This window comes from Gulosibacter hominis, assembly GCF_904842695.1.
GTDB lineage: Bacteria > Actinomycetota > Actinomycetes > Actinomycetales > Microbacteriaceae > Gulosibacter > Gulosibacter hominis.
In genome coordinates this window covers 105335-122506 of the sequence record NZ_CAJGWQ010000002.1, presented here as the reverse complement: position 1 = coordinate 122506, position 17172 = coordinate 105335, and the positions used below count along the sequence as shown (strand labels likewise).

The window sequence follows — 17172 nt, the reverse complement described above, 5'->3', positions numbered from 1 at the left end:
ATTAGCCCTCGACCGTGAACTCGGCGCCGAGCATCCTAAGCTTGCCGAGAAAGTTCTCGTAGCCGCGGGCGATGATGCCGACATTCGTCACGGTCGATTCGCCTTCTGCCATAAGCGCTGCAATCAGGTGGCTGAAGCCGCCGCGCAGATCCGGCACCTCAATATTGGCCCCGTGCATCTTGGTGGGCCCCGAAATGACCGCCGAGTGCACGAAGTTACGCTGCCCAAACCGACATTTTTGGCCGCCAAGGCATTCGCGGTGCAGCTCGATCGTCGCGCCCATCTTGACTAGCGCGTCGGTAAAACCGAAGCGCTGCTCATACACGGTTTCGTGCACGATCGAAACGCCGGTGGCCTGCGTGAGCGCCACCACCAGCGGCTGCTGCCAGTCGGTCATAAACCCGGGGTGCACATCGGTTTCGATCACCACCGGCTTGAGCGGTGTGCCGGGATGCGCAAACCGAATGCCGTCATCAAACACCTCAAAAATGCCGCCCGCTTTGCGGAAGACGTTGAGGAAGGTGAGCATCTCGGCTTGCCGCGCGCCCTCGACAAAAATCTCGCCGCCGGTGGCGAGTGCCGCAGCTGCCCAGCTGGCGGCCTCGTTACGGTCGAAGAGCGAACGGTGGTCATAACCGCTGAGCCACTCAACACCCTCAACTCGGATGACGCGGTCAGCATCCACCGAGATCACGGCACCCATCTTCTGCAGCACATTGATGAGGTCCATAATTTCGGGCTCGATGGCCGCGTTCGACAGTTCAGTGAGGCCCTGCGCTCGCACCGCGGTCAACAGCACCTGCTCGGTGGTACCCACCGACGGGTAGTCGAGCCGGATCTTCGCCCCGCGCAGGCCTTCGGGGGCAGTCAGGTGGATGCCCTCGGGCAGCTTGTCGACCACGGCACCGAATGAGCGCAGCGCCGACAGGTGGAAGTCGATGGGACGGTCGCCGATGCGGCAGCCACCCAGGTCGGGGATGAATGCCTCACCCAACTGGTGCAGCAGCGGCCCGCAGAACAGAATCGGGATGCGGCTGGAACCGGCGTGCGCGTTGATCTCGGCCATGTGTGCCGACTTGACGTTCGTGGGGTCGAGTCGAATGACGCCGCCATCAACATCGCGTTCGATCATGACGCCGTGCGCGCCAAGCAGGCCCGAGACCACGCGCACATCCGAAATATCGGGAACATCGCGCAGGGTGCTTGGCGAATCACCGAGCAGTGCGGCGACCATGGCTTTGGTGACAAAGTTTTTTGCACCGCGCACCACGATACGACCGTTCAGCGGGCGGCCTCCCGTGAAGGTGATGGTGTCGGAGGTTAGTCCGACCGACTTGCCCGCTGCCGCAGCAGCCTCACTCAAACTGTTCACGCGTTGACATCCTCAGCTGCATCATTGGCAATAGTGCCGGGTTCGGTACCGCCCAGCGCCGGCAGAGTTTTTGGCATCCAGCCGGGCCGCTTGGCTTCAAAGTCGGTGATGGCCGCCTCATCGCGCAGGGTGAGCGCAATATCGTCGAGCCCCTCCATCAGCCGCCAGCGGGTGTAGTCGTCAATTTCAAAATCAAAACTCAACTCGCCCACGCTCACGGTGCGTGCGTCGAGATCGATCGTGGCTGTAATGCCGGGGTTCGATTCGATCGCGCCCCACAGCTGTTCCACTTCCGACTCGGCAATCTGCGCGATCAGCAGCCCCTGCTTACCCGAGTTACCCTTAAAAATTTCGCCGAAACGCGAGCCGACAACGGCGCGAAAACCGTAGTCGCGCAGCGCCCACACGGCGTGTTCGCGGCTCGAGCCGGTACCGAAATCGGGGCCGACAACGAGCACTCGCGGGTTCGCATAGGCGGGGTCGTTGAGCACGAACTCGGGGTCTTGACGCCACCGCGCAAACAGGGCGTCATCAAAGCCGGTTTTGGTGATCCGCTTGAGATACACCGCGGGAATAATTTGATCGGTGTCGACATTCGAGCGGCGCAGCGGCACCGCGGTGCCAACAACAGTGGTTACAGGCTCCATTTAGGCGACCTTCCCTTCCTGCTCGGTAGCTTCCAGATCCCAGGGGCTCGAGAGCGTCCCGCGCACCGCGGTTGCAGCGGCAACCAGCGGTGACACCAGGTGGGTGCGGCCGCCCTTACCTTGGCGGCCCTCAAAGTTGCGGTTAGAGGTGGATGCACACCGCTCGCCAGGCTCGAGCTGGTCGGGGTTCATCCCGAGGCACATTGAGCAGCCGGCAAACCGCCATTCGGCACCAAAGTCGCGCACGATTTTGTCAATGCCCTCGGCCTCGGCTTGCAGTCGCACCCGAGCCGAACCGGGAACGACCATCACCCGCACGCCATCGGCCTTCTTTCGTCCCTGAATAACACTGGCGAAGGCACGCAAATCTTCAATGCGCGAGTTCGTGCACGACCCCATAAACACGGTGTCAACCGCGATCTCCTTCATCGGGGTGCCGGCCTCGAGCCCCATGTATTCGAGCGCCCGCTCAGCGGTGGCTCGGTCTACCGGGTCGCTGAAATCGGCGGGGTTCGGCACGCTCTCGCTGAGCGATACACCCTGACCCGGATTGGTACCCCAGGTCACAAAAGGTTCGAGCTCGTTCGCGTCGATGTTGACCTCGGCATCGAACACCGCACCCTCATCGGTAGCGAGCGATCGCCAGTACTCGACCGCTGCATCCCAGTCTGCCCCCTGTGGGGCGTGCGGGCGACCTTTGAGGTACTCAAACGTGGTTTCGTCCGGTGCCACCATGCCGGCGCGGGCGCCGCCCTCGATCGACATATTGCAAATGGTCATCCGGCCTTCCATCGACAGCGCGCGGATGGCCGAGCCCCGGTATTCAAACACGTAGCCGGCACCGCCGCCGGTGCCGATCTTCGCGATCACTGCGAGGATGATGTCTTTGGCAGTAACGCCGGGGCGCAGCTCGCCCTCAACGTTGATGGCCATGGTCTTAAACGGCTTCAGTGGCAGCGTCTGAGTGGCCAGCACATGCTCTACCTCGCTGGTACCAATGCCGAATGCCATGGCGCCGAAGGCGCCGTGGGTCGAGGTGTGTGAGTCACCGCACACCACGGTGATACCCGGCATCGTCAAACCCAGCTGCGGACCAACCACGTGCACGATGCCCTGTTCGACGTCACCGAGCGAGTGCAGTCGAATACCGAACTCTTCAGCGTTGCTGCGCAGCGCGTTGATCTGCTTTCGCGAGGTTTCGTCGGCAATGGTGCCGAGGATGTTCTCGGTTGGCGTGTTGTGGTCTTCGGTGGCGATGGTGAGGTCGGGACGTCGCACCTGACGCCCCGCCTGGCGCAGGCCGTCAAACGCCTGCGGGCTGGTGACCTCGTGCATGATGTGGAGGTCGATATAGAGCAGGTCGGGATTACCGTTCTCGCCCTGCTTCACTACGTGCGAGGCCCACACCTTTTCGGCCAGCGTGCGGGGTTGAGCATTGTTCGTCATGTCTAAGGGGATCTCCTGATCGTGCGAGTTCAGGCGCGGAAAGCCTCCGCGGCGGGAGTTGCCCGTGGTTACCACCCGCCGCGGCAAGAAAGTCGCCGCTGCCAGAAACGCATGCCAGCAATGCTAACACCGAGCATTGTGCCGGCCGCGTAGCGGTGTGGCAGTGGCGGCATTATGAAGAGCGCGAACTCCCCGGCAGCACCTCATAGATGCGATCAACCACCGATCGGAGCCGTTTCACAAGCTCCTTGCGTTTGAGTTTCAACGTCGGGGTGACCAGACCACCAGCGTCAGTGAGGTCAGCAATTACCAGTTCAAATTTGCGGATCTGCTCGGCCCGCGACAGTCGCGAGTTCGCTTCATCGACAACTTTGCGCACCGCCTCGTGCAGCCGCTCATGCACCACACTCAAATACCCACCCAGGTCGGGCAGATCGAGCGACGGTAGGTCAGAGATGCGTTCGCGCAGGGCCCACTTTTGCACGGCTTCAGGATCGAGGACGATCAGTCCGCCCAAGAAGGGTTTCCCCTCGCCCACCACAACCGCGTGCGCTACGAGATCAAGCGATTCAACGGCCCGTTCCCACTCGGTGGGCAGCATGTTTTTCCCGCCCGCCGTAATGATCATGTCGCCGCGTCGGCCACGGAGCATCAACCGGCCGCGTTCATCCAGTTCGCCATAGTCACCGGTACGGAACCAGCCGTCCACGAATGCCTCTGCCGTCGCCTCAGCCGAGGTGTATCCGCGACACACGCCCGGGCCCTTAGCGAGCACCTCACCATCATCGGCAATCCGCACCGACGACCCGGGCATCGGATACCCAACCGTCTCGGATACAAAATCGTCCAGCAGGTTGCCGGTAAGCGGCGCCGTGGTTTCGGTGAGTCCGTACCCCTCAATGATTGGAATGCCGAGGCCGCGGAAGGTGAGCGCCAGATCGGGTGACAGCGCCGCCGCCCCCACCAGAATCTGCTGCATTCGGCCACCAAGCGTGGCGCGGATGCGGCGATAAAACAGCCGCTCATACAGCTGATACCGCAGCCGCTGGCGGGCTGTAATTGGCGCCACCGGTCTACCCGCATCAACGGCTTCCATCCGCATACCCCGCAGATGGGCAAATTCACGGGCCCGCTCCCACAGCCAGTACAGATGTTTTTCACGAGCCGCATCGCCGGCGGCAATGAGGATCTTCTGCAGCACGCGTGGGACCACCATCACGAAGGTGGGTTTCAGTGTCGCCATCGCCGCCACCGCCTGCTTCGGGTCGCCTATGAGCGCCACCCGCACACCGGATGCCAGGCAGATATAGAACACCCCGCGCGCCAGCACATGCGCCATCGGCAAAAACAGCAGTGTGTTGGCCTGTTCATTAGCGAAGCCGCGATATTTGTCGGCAACGGCCATCACCTGGCCAAGAAAATTGCCGTGCGTGATGAGCACGCCCTTGGGGCGAGAGGTGGTGCCAGAGGTATAAACAATGCTCGCAAGACTCTCGCGCGTGGGAAGCTGGCACAGCCGCTCAATTTCCGCATCCGACACTTCGGCACCGGCCGCGCGCAGATCGTCAAGGGTCGGCGCACCTTCGGCATCCATCCCCCACACCTGCGCACCACTGCGCCCCAGCTCGGCGAAGGCCTGCCGCAACCGGTCAACATGATCGCTGCTGGCACCAATGGCCGCCACCGCATCGCTATCGTCCAGAATTAGCTGCACTTGCGCGAGCGCTGAGCTTTCGTAAATCGGCACCACAGCGGCGCCGATTACCTGCATCGCGAGATCGAGCAGCGCCCATTCAAACCGGGTTGGTGAAAGGATGGCCACTCGCTGCTCGGGCTCAATACCCGACGCAACCAGGCCCTTGGCCACCGCAACCACCTGCGCTTTGAACTCGGCGGTGCTGATCTGAGTCACCTCACCGTTTTCGCCCGGCACCTCGAAAATGATGTGATCGGGGCCGGCTTCCGCGCGCTGCCACAGCAGATCGCCAAGATTGCGGTAGCGCTCAAGGTCGAGATTCAACGGTGTGGAGATTTCACGCATGATGGTTTTCCCAGTCGGTAAAGCTCCCCAGCTGCGGGGTGCGAGGTAATGATGCAGCGGTTGCTATTCGGATTCCGAAACCGATTCGGTTGGGGATTCCACTCCCTCACCTGAAACCGGCGTCGATTCCACCGCCACAACGGTGATGTTGTCACGCCCGCCACGTTCGATCGCCCGATCAATGAGCGTCTGCGCGAGCGTTCGAGTCGCCCCGGTTTCGACTGCGTAGTCCTGAATGATCGCCCCGATCTCATCGTCCGAAAGCTCCTTAGTGAGCCCATCCGAACAGATCACGAACAGCTGGTGTCCCTGCACCGGCATCAGCCACAGATCGGTCTGCACCTGCGTGTCAGACCCGACAGCCCGGGTAATGACATTGCGGTCGGGGTGAACGAGCGCCTCTTCCTCGGTGATGATGCCGAGATACACGAGTTCTTGCACCGCCGAGTGATCGACGGTGATCTGCACTACCGATCGCCCATTCCAGCCATACACGCGAGAATCGCCGACGTTAAAAATCATCCAATAGGGCGCAACGTCCGTCTCCCCGTCGGGGTCGACATCTACGAGCGCAACGCCGCTTACGGTGGTTCCGGCGATCGCACCCGGCTCACCATCGTTGGCCATCAGTTCTTGGATGCGTGTGTTGGCAGCATCGACTGCCGCAATCACATCTTCGGGCGTGGTTGGCCGCCGGTGATCATTGAACGTTTCACCGAACACCTCAGCGACCGTATTCGAAGCCAGATCGCCGTATGAGTGCCCGCCCATACCGTCAGCGACGAGGTAGACCGGCGCGCCCGCATAAAATGCATCCTCGTTCACGGCACGCACAAGACCAACATCAGTCGCAGCGGAGCCGCGAATTTCAAGCTCCCCTGCTGAAGTGGCAATGCTCGCCGCAAAGTCCGAACTCATCTCGCCCCTTAGCGCTTGGTTAACTCGGCCACTCTATCGCGCATTTGGTTATAAAACAGAACCCGCCAGCCAGCGAATTATTGCGGGCCGAAAACTTGCGTCGATGTACCGCTTTCGGAATCCTAGCCCGGATGCTGTAAGAAAGCGCCAGAGCCCAAGGGAACCGCGTGCGAGAAAACGGGGTCCCCGGGCATCGTGCAAGAAAAACAAAAGTGCCGAGTCAGGATTCCTAACTCGGCACTCGCACTGGTGACCCCAGCGGGATTCGAACCCGCGCCGCTGCCGTGAGAGGGCAGTGTCCTAGGCCGCTAAACGATGGGGCCTCACCTTGGTTGCCGTGTGGGCAACTCTCATAGTTTGCCATGGCTATATGTGCGTGTCAAATCAGGCTTCACTTGAATTTCATGGTGCGTCGCTACCCTGCCTCCATGCAGATCACAAAATTCGAGCACTCCTGCATCCTGCTTGAGCAATCGGGCCGCCGCCTCTACCTCGACCCCGGCAAATTCACAACGCCCCTCACCGAGTGTGGCAGCGTGGATGGTGTGGTCATCACCCACGAGCACGACGACCACTTCGTTGTCGAACAGCTGGCTCGCATTGCAAAACAATCGCCAAATGTGCAGGTGCTCACCACGGCCCGCGTTGCCGATCTGATCGATGCAGCCGAGCTCGAAGATATCGGCACCGTACACATCGCCGCACCCGGTGAGACCGTGCAACTCGGCGCCTTCAGCATCACCGTTTTCGGTGGCACGCACGCCGAAAATCACTCCAGCATCCCCCGCATCGACAACATTGGTGTGGTGGTCAATGGCGCCTTTGCCTACGCCGGCGATGCTTACGACCCCATCCCCGCCGGTTTTGATATCCAGCTGCTTGCGGTGCCCGCCTACGGCCCCTGGATGCGCATGGCCGACTCGATCGATTATCTGCTGTCGGTGCGACCCCAAGCGGCATTCGCGGTGCACGAAATGCTGCTGTCGAGGCCCGGAAAAGAGCTTGCCAACGCTCGCTTCCAGGCGGCAGCAGAGTCATACGGAGGCACCTACCACGCGCTGGCACCGGGCGACTCAGTCAGCATCAGCCGCAATTAGTGAGCGCATCCCGCACAAATATTTTTGCATCGGGAACTTTCCGCACCATGGCGCGCTCCAATCAGTGATTTCGAGAAAACCACCGAAACTTCCTCCCGAAAGGAATCCCGCTCATGTCGCAGCACAGCTCGCCCGCACCAATGGACAGCTCGCCGGTTGATTCAGACCAGCTCGATGGCAATGAAGCAACGAACACCAACCCGACCGGCACCGACGCAGCCAACACCGAAGGCGGCTTCGACGAATACGGCCTGAAAGAAATCGACACCGACGCCGACGGCATCAACGACTCGTACGCGGTCGATATGACCGGAAACAATCAGGCGGATGCAATCATCACCGACGCCGACGGCGACGGTAACTACGAAACCGTACTGGTCGACACCGACGGCGACGGCAAATTTGACTCGGCTGCCTACGACGTCGACGGTGACGGCGTATATGACGAGTTCGGTTATGACTCGAACGGCGACGGCAACTACGACCAGCGCTTCAGCGCCGACGGCACCCCGATCACCGATGGCGCCACCGACTCGGAGCAGGCCCAGCCCATCGATCCCACCGGTGGCATTGGCGACACCGGTAGCGTTGACGACGCCGGCAGCACCGACGACAGCGGTAACGCTGACGGCACCGGCAGCACTGGCGACAGCGGTCGTGCACCCAACGATGCTGGTGCCGGTGGCTTCGACGAATACGGGATGCAGGAAGTCGACCTTGACGGCGACGGCATCAACGAAACGACCCTCTACGACTGGGACGGCGACGGCAAGGCCAACGCGCAGTTCATCGACACCGACGGCGACGGCCAGCAGGACTATCTCATTGCCGACTCTGACGGTGACGGGGTTGCCGACACGTTCGCGAAGGACGTCGATGGCGACGGCATCCCCGACGACTACGCTTTCGACTTCGATGGCGATGGCGCTATCGACTCGACCTATAGCGACAGCGGTGACGGCACCACCCAGGAGCCGGTGGGCACCGAACCACAGCCCGGCGCCGGTGCAAACCTCTTGCCCGAACTCGGCGACGAGACCCCCGAAGCGGTCACCGCCGAAGACCTTGCCCCGGAGGCAGGTAACTACTCGTCCTCGAATGCGGTGGATGTGGACGGTGACGGCACCGTTGATGCCACCCACTACGACATCGACGGCGACGGTGTCGCCGACCAGACGCATATCGACCAGAACAATGACGGCGTCATTGACGAAATCGCTGTCGACACCGACGGCGACGGCATCAACGATGCGCGTGTGCTCGACACCAATGGCGACGGCGTGATGGACCGCGTCGAGGCCGACACCGACGGCGACGGCGTGATCGATGTGGTCGGTTTTGACAGCGACGGTGACGGCCGGATCGACACGATCGAAGCCGACACCACTGGCGATGGCCGCTTTGACACTCGCGTGTCAGACACCACCGGCGACGGCGTGTTTGACACCCAGCTCAGCGACACCGACGGCGACGGCATCATGGATGAGACGACCGAGTACGGTAGCGGCCTCAGCAGCCCCACGGTGGGTAACCAGTTTGATCTCGACGGCGACGGCGTCAACGAATCAACCTATGTCGACCTCGACGGCGACGGCGAGCTCGATGCGCTCGGCTCCGACTTTGATGGCGACGGTGTGGCAGAGGTCGTCTACATCGACACCGACGGCGACGGCAGCTACGACACCGTGATGGTTGACACCGACGGCGACGGCACCCTCGACTCGACCATGGTCGATGCCGACGGTGACGGCCAGTTCGACGGCACCGAAGCGTACTAATAAAAAAAATTTGTGATCGGATGCGCGGAGTCAGGAACTTTATTCCTACTCCGCGCATCTCACTTATGACCAAGCGATCTACTGAAGACCAAGGCGAAAGGTAAGAACAATGACCAACGAACAGTCGAACCTCCCCACCACTGGCGAAGGCATCACCCCCGTCGACCTCGACGGCGACGGCATCACGGAAGCCGCCGAAGTTGACACCAATGGCGACGGCATCAGCGACGCGATGGTGATTGACACCGACGGTGACGGCCACATTGACCTCGCCACCCTCGACAGCGACGGTGACGGCCACCAGGAGACCACGCTCCTCGACACCGACAACGATGGCCAGCCCGATCTCGCACTGGTTGACAGCGACGGCGACGGCTTTGCCGATGCATCCACCACTGACCTCTCGAGCCTCGAAGGCGGCAGCGCCGCAGACGAGTACGGCAGCGAGCCGAACGACAACTACGGCGTTCCCGCACCAAACGCCACCCCCGAACCCGATGCAACCGGCGGCACCGATACTCCGAGCGACACCACTGATTCAACTGACACCGGTTCGACTGACACCGGCTCGACCGACACCGGCTCGACCGACACCACTGAGCCGACCGACCCCACCGGTGGCTACGGCAACACCGACAACTACGGCACCGACCCGGTGAACAACGACGGAACCACCACGCACGAGGCCACGATCGACGCCGATGGCGACGGCATCAACGACTCGGCCATGGTCGACATGGATGGCGACGGTGTCGCAGAAACCCTGATCACCGACACCGATGGCAACGGCGTTGCCGATGTTTACACTGTCGACACCGACGGCGACGGCCGGGTTGACACCGAGTACTACGACACCAACGAAGACGGTGTGATCGACACCAGCGGCTACGACAGCAACGGTGAGAGCACCACCGAACCCACTGACGACTACGGCACCTCGGAGCAGGATGGCGCCCAGGGCATCCCCGGCCCCGGTTCCGACTACGGCAACGACTCTGGCAGCGAATTTGGCGGCGACTACGGCGCCGACGCTACCGAACCGACCGACAACTACGGCACCACCGATGACTACGGCACCGAACCGGTGGGCGACAGCGGCACCGAGTCGTACTCGGGCTACTCGGAAGACACGTTCGACTCGGACGGCGACGGCGTCGCCGACTCGGCACACTTCGACCTCGACGGCGACGGCGTTGTCGACGCCGCTGGTGTCGACGTCGATGGCGACGGATACGTCGACGAGATGTACGTTGACACCGACGGCGACGGCGTATACGACGAGACCCACGTCGACACCGACGGCGACGGCGTACTCGACTCCATCGTGTAACGCAGACGAACTGTATCCGAACGGGGTGCCCGTACCAAAAGGTGCGGGCACCCCGTTTGTCTTGTGTGGCGTTGTGTGTTTTCCATGGCTCAGTACCGTGGAACGTAAACTGAGCGCATTGCATCCCCAACGGCCAGGAGGATTTCCATGCTCGCAGCATTTTCGGTTGCCCCAAGCGGCACAGGACGAGCTGACGGTTCGGTATCGGATGCGGTGGCTGCGGCAGTCGAGGTAGTGCGCGCATCCGGTGTTGCCCACCGCACCGACGCGATGTTCACAACGCTCGAAGGCGAGTGGGACGAGGTTTTTGCGGTGATCAAGGCAGCGACCGAGGCGGTGGCGCCATTCGGCTCGCGCATCTCGCTCATCATCAAGGCCGATATCCGCCCCGGCTACGAGAACGAGCTCGACAACAAGATGGCCCGGCTCGAACGCGCCATCGAGGAGCGCCAGCAGTAGCCGCGCGCCACGCGCTTCACTTGTCGGCGCTCGGCGCGCGCTTCACGCCCATCACGACGCCCGCACCCGAGCCCTTCACGCCACCCGCACCCCGCGCGCGAGCGGCGCATCCCGCCCACACCAGCGCGCACCCTGCCCCCACCAGCGCGCTTTTCACGACGCCCCGAGCTCGTTTTGTGTGGGTTCGCGTCAAATGTATGTGGCAGAACACACACATTTGACGCGAATGCACACACGAGGCGGTAAGCGCGGCACGGTGAGCGCGGCGCGGACACGAGGCGGTGAGCGCCGCACCGCTGCTCACCCCTAACGAACTGTTCGCCTTCTTGATGTATGTAGTTGGATACGTCTGCATCCATGTAAGCGAAACCCTCTACCGCACCAACCAAAACGATCACCACCTCGTGGCAGCCGCGCCTCGTTGAGCGCGACAGCACGGCGCTGCAACTCGCAATATAAAAGGCAGGACCCCGATGTTTGGACTCTTTGGCAAGGGCAAGAAACCCGCAGGCAGCAGCCGCACCGAACCGCACTATGAGATGAGCGATAGTCCGGTCGTTGGTTATGTACTCCTCGACTCGGTCATCAATCCCGATCAGGTGATCGAGGCACTAAACCGAAATCTCGCGCCGGATGACGTGCTCGAGTGGGATGAGCGCGAAAATGAAGACGACACGGTGTCGTTCACTTTGAACGGGCTGTGGTGCGCCGTCGAAATTATGGAGAACCCGATCCCGGATCGTGAGGCACAAAACCTGCTGCATCCCCTCTTCGGTGCTGGCGCCGAAGAAGCAATCGAGAACTACCGGGCCTTCTTGCTGGTGGCCGGGATGCCGCTTCTGTCGCAGGGACGTGATAGTGAGCGACTGAACCACTTCGATGTGGTTGCGCACCATGTCACCGCGGTGCGGGCAATGCTGCAGCGCGATGAGGCGGTCGGATACTACTCGGGCGAGGTGGCGACCACCTACAGCAAGGAATGCTTCCTCGGAATCACCGACCCCGACAGTCCGCTGCTGGCCGGGTTCATGGCTCCGGTGTGGTTGTCTCCGCGCGAAGATGGCCGCTGGGACGCCTATTCGATGGGGCTCATGAACTGGGGTATCCCCGAAATCCAGGTGGTTGGTTCATCGCGCGAACCCAATGAGCTGTTCTCCTTCTTGATGGACTTTGTCGATTACCAGCTCAAGGGCAATCGCGTCACCGCCGGCGAAACCATTGGTCGCAGCGAGGATGAGAAGATCAAGACCTCGTGGCAGCCATTCCTCAACGACGAAGAGCTCACCGCGCTGCAGCTCGAGATGCAATAGGCGAACGTAGATGTTCGACCGATTCCGGAAGCCGCGCCCCGTTGAGCTGCATATTCGTTTGACTGCCCGGCTCCAGCCGGTTCACCGACATGAGCTTGAGGATGCCCTCGTCGAGTTTTGTCGCGAGCAGGGCTGGGGCGTGGATGTGGTTGGCGGCGGCACCGTATTCAACAAGCAAGCCGGTGAAGTCGAGGCCGCCGATATCGAGCTGCAGGTCGAAAGCGCGCATCTGGTGCCGGAGGTTCTCGAGGTGTTGGGTGCGATGCTCGCACCCAAAGGTTCAACCTGGAGTCTCGGCGACGAGGACGATCCAAAGCCGTTCGGCACCATGGAGGGACTGGCCCTCTATCTCAACGACACCGACCTGCCCGAAGAGGTGTATGCATCCACCAGTGCTGGGGAGGTTTACGACGAGTGCACGCGTCTCATCCAGGGCATCGGCCGGATTAATTCCCACCTGGAACTCCCTGAGGAGACTGCGCTTTACATGTACGGCCAGAGCTTTGAGCAGATGCGCGAGCGCATCCAGCCGTTCCTGGACAGCTACCCGCTGTGCGAGCGCTGCCGCGTCGTGCAGATCGCGTAGCCGCATTTGCTTGGCCGGCGGCAGGTGCTCGGTGTTCGCAGGCGGCTCGGAGTTAGTTGGCGGCGGCTCGGTGTTAGTTGGCGGCTAGGTGTCGAGCGAAACCTGGTCGTAGGGTGCATCCTGCAGCAGCAGCCAGGCGAGTGCCCGCTGCCGCTCGATAAGCACTGACTTCTGCATGCCGTCAAACTCGAACCGGTCTCCCGGCTGCCCCTGACGGTACTGCTGGTCAACGGCATACCAGCGGCATGAGTAGGTGATTTCCCACGCATCGCACAGCTCGCCCAGCTCGCGAAGCTGGGGCTGATTGGTGGCCACGGCAGTCTCCAACGCGTCCTTGAGTGCGGACACATCGGCGGGCTGCAGCTCATACGGATCCATCGGCACGAGCCCGAGTGTCCAGGCGAGCGTGTGGGCGGCCACGAATCCCCACGAGTGATTGAGCGCCTTCGATCGCAAACCGTCCGACCATTTGCCGCCGCCGCGAGCTTCGGCAAGCAGCTGTTCGAGGAACTCCGCCTCGGTTTCGGTGACCTCCCCGCTGCCCTGCAGATCGACCACATCATCCAGATCAATGTCGTCGCCGCGGTAAATTTCTTCGCTCAGACCAGCGATTACCGCGAGCACCACCGCACGGTTCAGCACCTCGGCCGGGTCGGCCGGGGTGAGCTCGACCTCGGAGCGTACGGGCGGGAGGTGACCGGGGACGATCACGCCGCGTTCGGCGAGCTGACTGCGAACCTGGTCGCGGCGGTGCAGGGATGCACCGGTGCGAGGGACCACGCCGCCTGCGTCCGGGTCGAGGAGGTCGCGACCCTGCGCATCCCGAACGCTGCCGTCTGGCAGCACAAAAATGGCGTTGGCCTGGGATCCCCAATCGGCGAACTCGCGCAGGTCGGCAGCGGAATAGTTGTCGGGCCGTTCAAAGCGGTACTCGATTTTGACGGCGCGGATGTGCTGGATGAGGGCGTACAGCTGCGGCGTCATCCCGCCGAAGGCCTCCCAGCCGCGCTCGGCCACGTAATTTTCCAGACCGCTGAGGTTCAGGATGAAGGCGTGCGCGTCGCGGCAACGCGGCGCACGCACCCGCGCATTTCACGGCGCCCCGAGCAGGTTGTGTGTGGGTTCGCGTCAAATGTATGTGGCAGAACACCCACATTTGACGCGAACCCACACACGAGGCGCGGACGCGGGCGCGCGCGGCGCGGATGCGGTGAGCGCGTCAGCGCGGACGCGGTGCGCGGCAACACGTCCGCGGGAAAACAAGAAACTTCCGACCGAAGGGCCGGAAGTCATTTGCTGGGGTACCTGGACTCGAACCAAGAACAACTGAACCAGAATCAGCCGTGTTGCCAATTACACCATACCCCAAGGGCTGTCACCCTCTCGGGCGCACCAGACGAGCTTAGCCCACGAGAGCCATATATGGCAACTTGTGGCGCAGACAAATCACCAGCAGCCACCACTCGGCACAAATAACCGCCACCACATGCGCCAGGCAGCCCGTGCCGACCGCGCCGGAAGTTGCGTCTACCGCCCGCTAAAACCCGATCGCATCCCGATGCGCGGCAATCGCGGTGCGCGCACCCTTGCCCGCCGAAATAATCAGCACTTCGGGCCCGGGTGCGGTGAGCTCTCCGGTGGCATAGAGGTTGGGCACGGCCGTGCGACCAAAATTATCGGCCGCCACGAACCCGTCCTCAGTCAGCGGCGGACGCAGCTCTTCATCAAGAAAACCGAGGTTCGCCACAAACCCGTTCAGCACAAAGGCCGCATCCACCGGTGTGATCTCACCGTCAACCGTGCGAATCCCGGTGAGATCAGCCCGCTCGCCCACCACATCCTCAATTTCACGACGGTCAACGATCACCCCGCGCTCGCGCAAGAGCTGCGCATCCGCCTCACTCACCTGCTGTTCGGATGCGAACAGCACCACATGCGAACCGATGCGCGCAAGCTGACCGGCGCGATAGGCAAGCGTTTTCGCCTCCGGCACACCAAACACCGCGATGCGCGCGCCCTTACGGTTCCAGGCATCGCACACCACGCACGAGTGAATGTGGGTGCCGTAATAGGCGCGCAGCGACGGCAATTGCGGATGCACCTCGCGCAGGCCGGTTGCCAGGATGACTCGCTCGGCCCACACGTGACGGTTCGGGGTGCCGCGCACACCGGATGCGACAATCTCAAAACCATCACCGCTCCGGCTCACCCGGGTGACAATTGCAAACTGAATCTCGGCGGTTTCGTACTCCTCCACCGATGCGCGTCCGGCAGCCCGCAGCTCGTTCGGCGGGATATTGTCACGTGACAAAAAGCCGTGCGCTTCGAGCGTTGCCGAGTGGCGCGGTCGGTTGCTATCGAGCACCAGCACCCGGCGCAGCTGCCGCGCAAGCAATAGCGCTGCCTGCAGCCCCGCGGGACCGCCACCAATTATGACGACTTCGTAGCGGTCGTCGGCGGCGAACTCGGTTGCGTCGGTCACGTCAGACTCCTATCGGTGACATAGCGGGATGCTGCAGGCAGCGCGACAAATTAGCCGAGCTGCTCCGTGAGCTTGGTGAGGCGGGCGAGCGTGGCCTCACGGCCGAGCAGCTCCATCGACTCAAACAGCGGCGGCGAAATCCGGCGACCCGAGATCGCCACGCGTGCCGGGCCGAATGCAAGCCGCGGTTTCAACCCCAGCTCGTCAATCAGCTTGGCCCGCATTGCTGCCTCGATCGCCTCAGTGTTCCAATCGGCCAACTGCTCGAGCGCCTCGCTGGTGGCGCGCAGTGCGTCAGCAGCGCCGTCCTTCAGCGTCTTGAGCGCATCCTCGCGGTATTCGAGGTCTTCGGTCGTCTCAAACAGGAAGGCAATCAGCTCGGGGGCTTCGCCCAGCAGCTGCATCCGCTCTTGCACGAGCGGCGCGACCGCGAGCACCGTGGCGCGCTGGTCTTCGGTAATCGGATCGCTCACCACACCGCTTGCAACCAGGTACGGCTCAAGGCGCTGCGCGAAATCGGCAAGTTCGAGGCGACGCACGTGCTCACCATTAATCGCCTCGGCCTTCTTGAGGTCAAAACGTGCCGGGTTCGGGTTGACGTCGTGCACATCGAAGGCCGCGCACATCTCGTCCATCGTGAACACATCGCGGTCGGGCGCGATCGACCAGCCCAGCAGCGCCAGATAGTTGAGCAGGCCCTCGGGCACGAAGCCACGGTCGCGGTGGTGGAAAAGGTTCGATTCGGGGTCGCGCTTTGAAAGTTTTTTGTTCCCCTCGCCCATCACGTACGGCAGGTGGCCGAAGCGCGGGATGAATTCGGCAACGCCAACCTGATAGAGCGCGTGATAGAGCGCGATCTGTCGCGGAGTCGACGAGAGCAGGTCTTCACCGCGCAGCACGTGGGTGATGCCCATGAGCGCATCGTCGACGGGGTTTACGAGAGTGTAGAGCGGCTTACCATTGGGCCGCACGACCACGAAGTCGGGGAACGAACCGGCCTTAAAGGTGATTTCACCACGCACCAGGTCGTCAAACGACAGATCGGTGTCGGGTACGCGCAGCCGCAGACTCGGCTGCCGCCCCTCGGCCCGATAGGCGGCCCGCTGCTCTTCGGTGAGGTCACGCTCAAAGTTGTCGTAGCCCTGCCGGGGGTCGCGACCGTTCGCAATATTGCGGGCTTCAATTTCTTCGGCCGTTGCGAACGACTCGTAGAGGTAGCCGGCTTCCTTCAGCTTTTCGATGACCTCGGCATAGATTTCGCCGCGCTGCGACTGCCGGTAGGGGCCGTGCTCACCGGCAGCATCGATGCCTTCATCCCAGTCGAGCCCCAGCCAGCGAAGCGCCTCGAGAATCATCTCGTAGCTTTCTTCCGAGTCGCGTTCGGCATCGGTGTCTTCGATGCGGAACACGAGCGTTCCGCCGGTGTGCTTGGCGTAGGCCCAGTTGAACAGGGCGGTGCGGATCAGCCCGACGTGCGGGGTGCCGGTCGGGGATGGGCAGAAACGAACACGAATATCTGCGCCGGCGGCCTCGGTCACGGGCGCGAGTGAAACTGCAGTCATGATGACTCCAGTCTAGGCCTCGGCAGATTGGGAAAGGGGGCGTGCACCCCGGTCAGCTCCGGTTGAACTCGCCCGTGCATCCGTTCAGACGCAACTTTTGTCGGATCCCAAATCATTAACTGGGTGCTACTAACGGTTTCCTAA

General features: G+C 62.2%; 14 protein-coding genes and 2 tRNA genes. 6 read left to right on the top strand and 10 right to left on the bottom strand.

The features are described 5' to 3' along the window. Nucleotide 1: 1 nt before the first annotated feature. The 6 genes from murA to JMV54_RS02805 all read right to left on the bottom strand — a co-directional run bounded on the left by murA (nt 2) and on the right by JMV54_RS02805 (nt 6747). Nucleotides 2-1372 carry a UDP-N-acetylglucosamine 1-carboxyvinyltransferase gene (gene murA, locus JMV54_RS02830; RefSeq protein ID WP_201517390.1) on the bottom strand — a complete coding sequence of 457 codons (1371 nt, stop codon included), beginning with the start codon at nt 1370-1372 and terminating at the stop codon, nt 2-4. Then, nucleotides 1369-2019, bottom strand: a complete 651-nt coding sequence (gene leuD, locus JMV54_RS02825; RefSeq protein WP_201517389.1) for a 3-isopropylmalate dehydratase small subunit — start codon at nt 2017-2019, stop codon at nt 1369-1371. The genes murA and leuD overlap by 4 nt, the downstream gene beginning before the upstream one ends. Further along, nucleotides 2020-3465 (bottom strand): 3-isopropylmalate dehydratase large subunit, encoded by a 1446-nt coding sequence (leuC, locus tag JMV54_RS02820; RefSeq protein ID WP_201517388.1) that lies wholly within the window; start codon nt 3463-3465, stop codon nt 2020-2022. Nucleotides 3466-3637: 172 nt separating this feature from the next. Next, the gene (locus JMV54_RS02815; RefSeq protein WP_201517387.1) at nt 3638-5506 is read right to left on the bottom strand and encodes an AMP-dependent synthetase/ligase; all 1869 of its coding nucleotides are present in this window, start codon (nt 5504-5506) and stop codon (nt 3638-3640) included. A 63-nt stretch (nt 5507-5569) separates the two neighbouring features. Beyond that, complete coding sequence (locus JMV54_RS02810; protein ID WP_201517386.1) at nt 5570-6424, bottom strand: PP2C family protein-serine/threonine phosphatase; 855 nt, start codon at nt 6422-6424, stop codon at nt 5570-5572. Nucleotides 6425-6671: 247 nt separating this feature from the next. Then, nucleotides 6672-6747, bottom strand: a tRNA-Glu gene (locus JMV54_RS02805). 105 nt (nt 6748-6852) lie between these two features. Here JMV54_RS02805 and JMV54_RS02800 point away from each other — a divergent pair. The 6 genes from JMV54_RS02800 to JMV54_RS02775 all read left to right on the top strand — a co-directional run bounded on the left by JMV54_RS02800 (nt 6853) and on the right by JMV54_RS02775 (nt 12984). After that, a complete protein-coding gene (locus JMV54_RS02800; RefSeq protein WP_201517385.1) occupies nt 6853-7521 on the top strand; it encodes an MBL fold metallo-hydrolase in 669 nt (222 codons plus the stop codon). Nucleotides 7522-7634: 113 nt separating this feature from the next. Next, nucleotides 7635-9299 carry a hypothetical protein gene (locus tag JMV54_RS02795; RefSeq protein WP_201517384.1) on the top strand — a complete coding sequence of 555 codons (1665 nt, stop codon included), beginning with the start codon at nt 7635-7637 and terminating at the stop codon, nt 9297-9299. 109 nt (nt 9300-9408) lie between these two features. Continuing rightward, on the top strand, nt 9409-10629 hold the full coding sequence (locus JMV54_RS02790) for a hypothetical protein (RefSeq protein ID WP_201517383.1): 1221 nt from the start codon (nt 9409-9411) through the stop codon (nt 10627-10629). 147 nt (nt 10630-10776) lie between these two features. Further along, a complete protein-coding gene (locus JMV54_RS02785) occupies nt 10777-11088 on the top strand; it encodes a thiamine-binding protein (RefSeq protein ID WP_201517382.1) in 312 nt (103 codons plus the stop codon). A 473-nt stretch (nt 11089-11561) separates the two neighbouring features. Beyond that, nucleotides 11562-12398 (top strand): DUF4261 domain-containing protein, encoded by an 837-nt coding sequence (locus tag JMV54_RS02780; RefSeq protein WP_201517381.1) that lies wholly within the window; start codon nt 11562-11564, stop codon nt 12396-12398. Nucleotides 12399-12408: 10 nt separating this feature from the next. After that, nucleotides 12409-12984: a hypothetical protein gene (locus JMV54_RS02775; protein ID WP_201517380.1), complete on the top strand. Its 576-nt coding sequence runs from the start codon at nt 12409-12411 to the stop codon at nt 12982-12984. An 84-nt stretch (nt 12985-13068) separates the two neighbouring features. Here the strand turns inward: JMV54_RS02775 and JMV54_RS02770 are convergent, their stop codons facing one another. From JMV54_RS02770 to gltX, 4 genes are all read right to left on the bottom strand, one after another. Beyond that, the gene (locus JMV54_RS02770; RefSeq protein WP_201517379.1) at nt 13069-14067 is read right to left on the bottom strand and encodes a DUF4272 domain-containing protein; all 999 of its coding nucleotides are present in this window, start codon (nt 14065-14067) and stop codon (nt 13069-13071) included. Nucleotides 14068-14280: 213 nt separating this feature from the next. Continuing rightward, nucleotides 14281-14352 (bottom strand) — tRNA-Gln (locus tag JMV54_RS02765). Nucleotides 14353-14521: 169 nt separating this feature from the next. Beyond that, nucleotides 14522-15466 carry an NAD(P)/FAD-dependent oxidoreductase gene (locus JMV54_RS02760; protein WP_201517378.1) on the bottom strand — a complete coding sequence of 315 codons (945 nt, stop codon included), beginning with the start codon at nt 15464-15466 and terminating at the stop codon, nt 14522-14524. Between the two features lie 50 nt (nt 15467-15516). Next, on the bottom strand, nt 15517-17028 hold the full coding sequence (gene gltX, locus JMV54_RS02755; protein WP_201517377.1) for a glutamate--tRNA ligase: 1512 nt from the start codon (nt 17026-17028) through the stop codon (nt 15517-15519). Nucleotides 17029-17172: the final 144 nt, after the last annotated feature.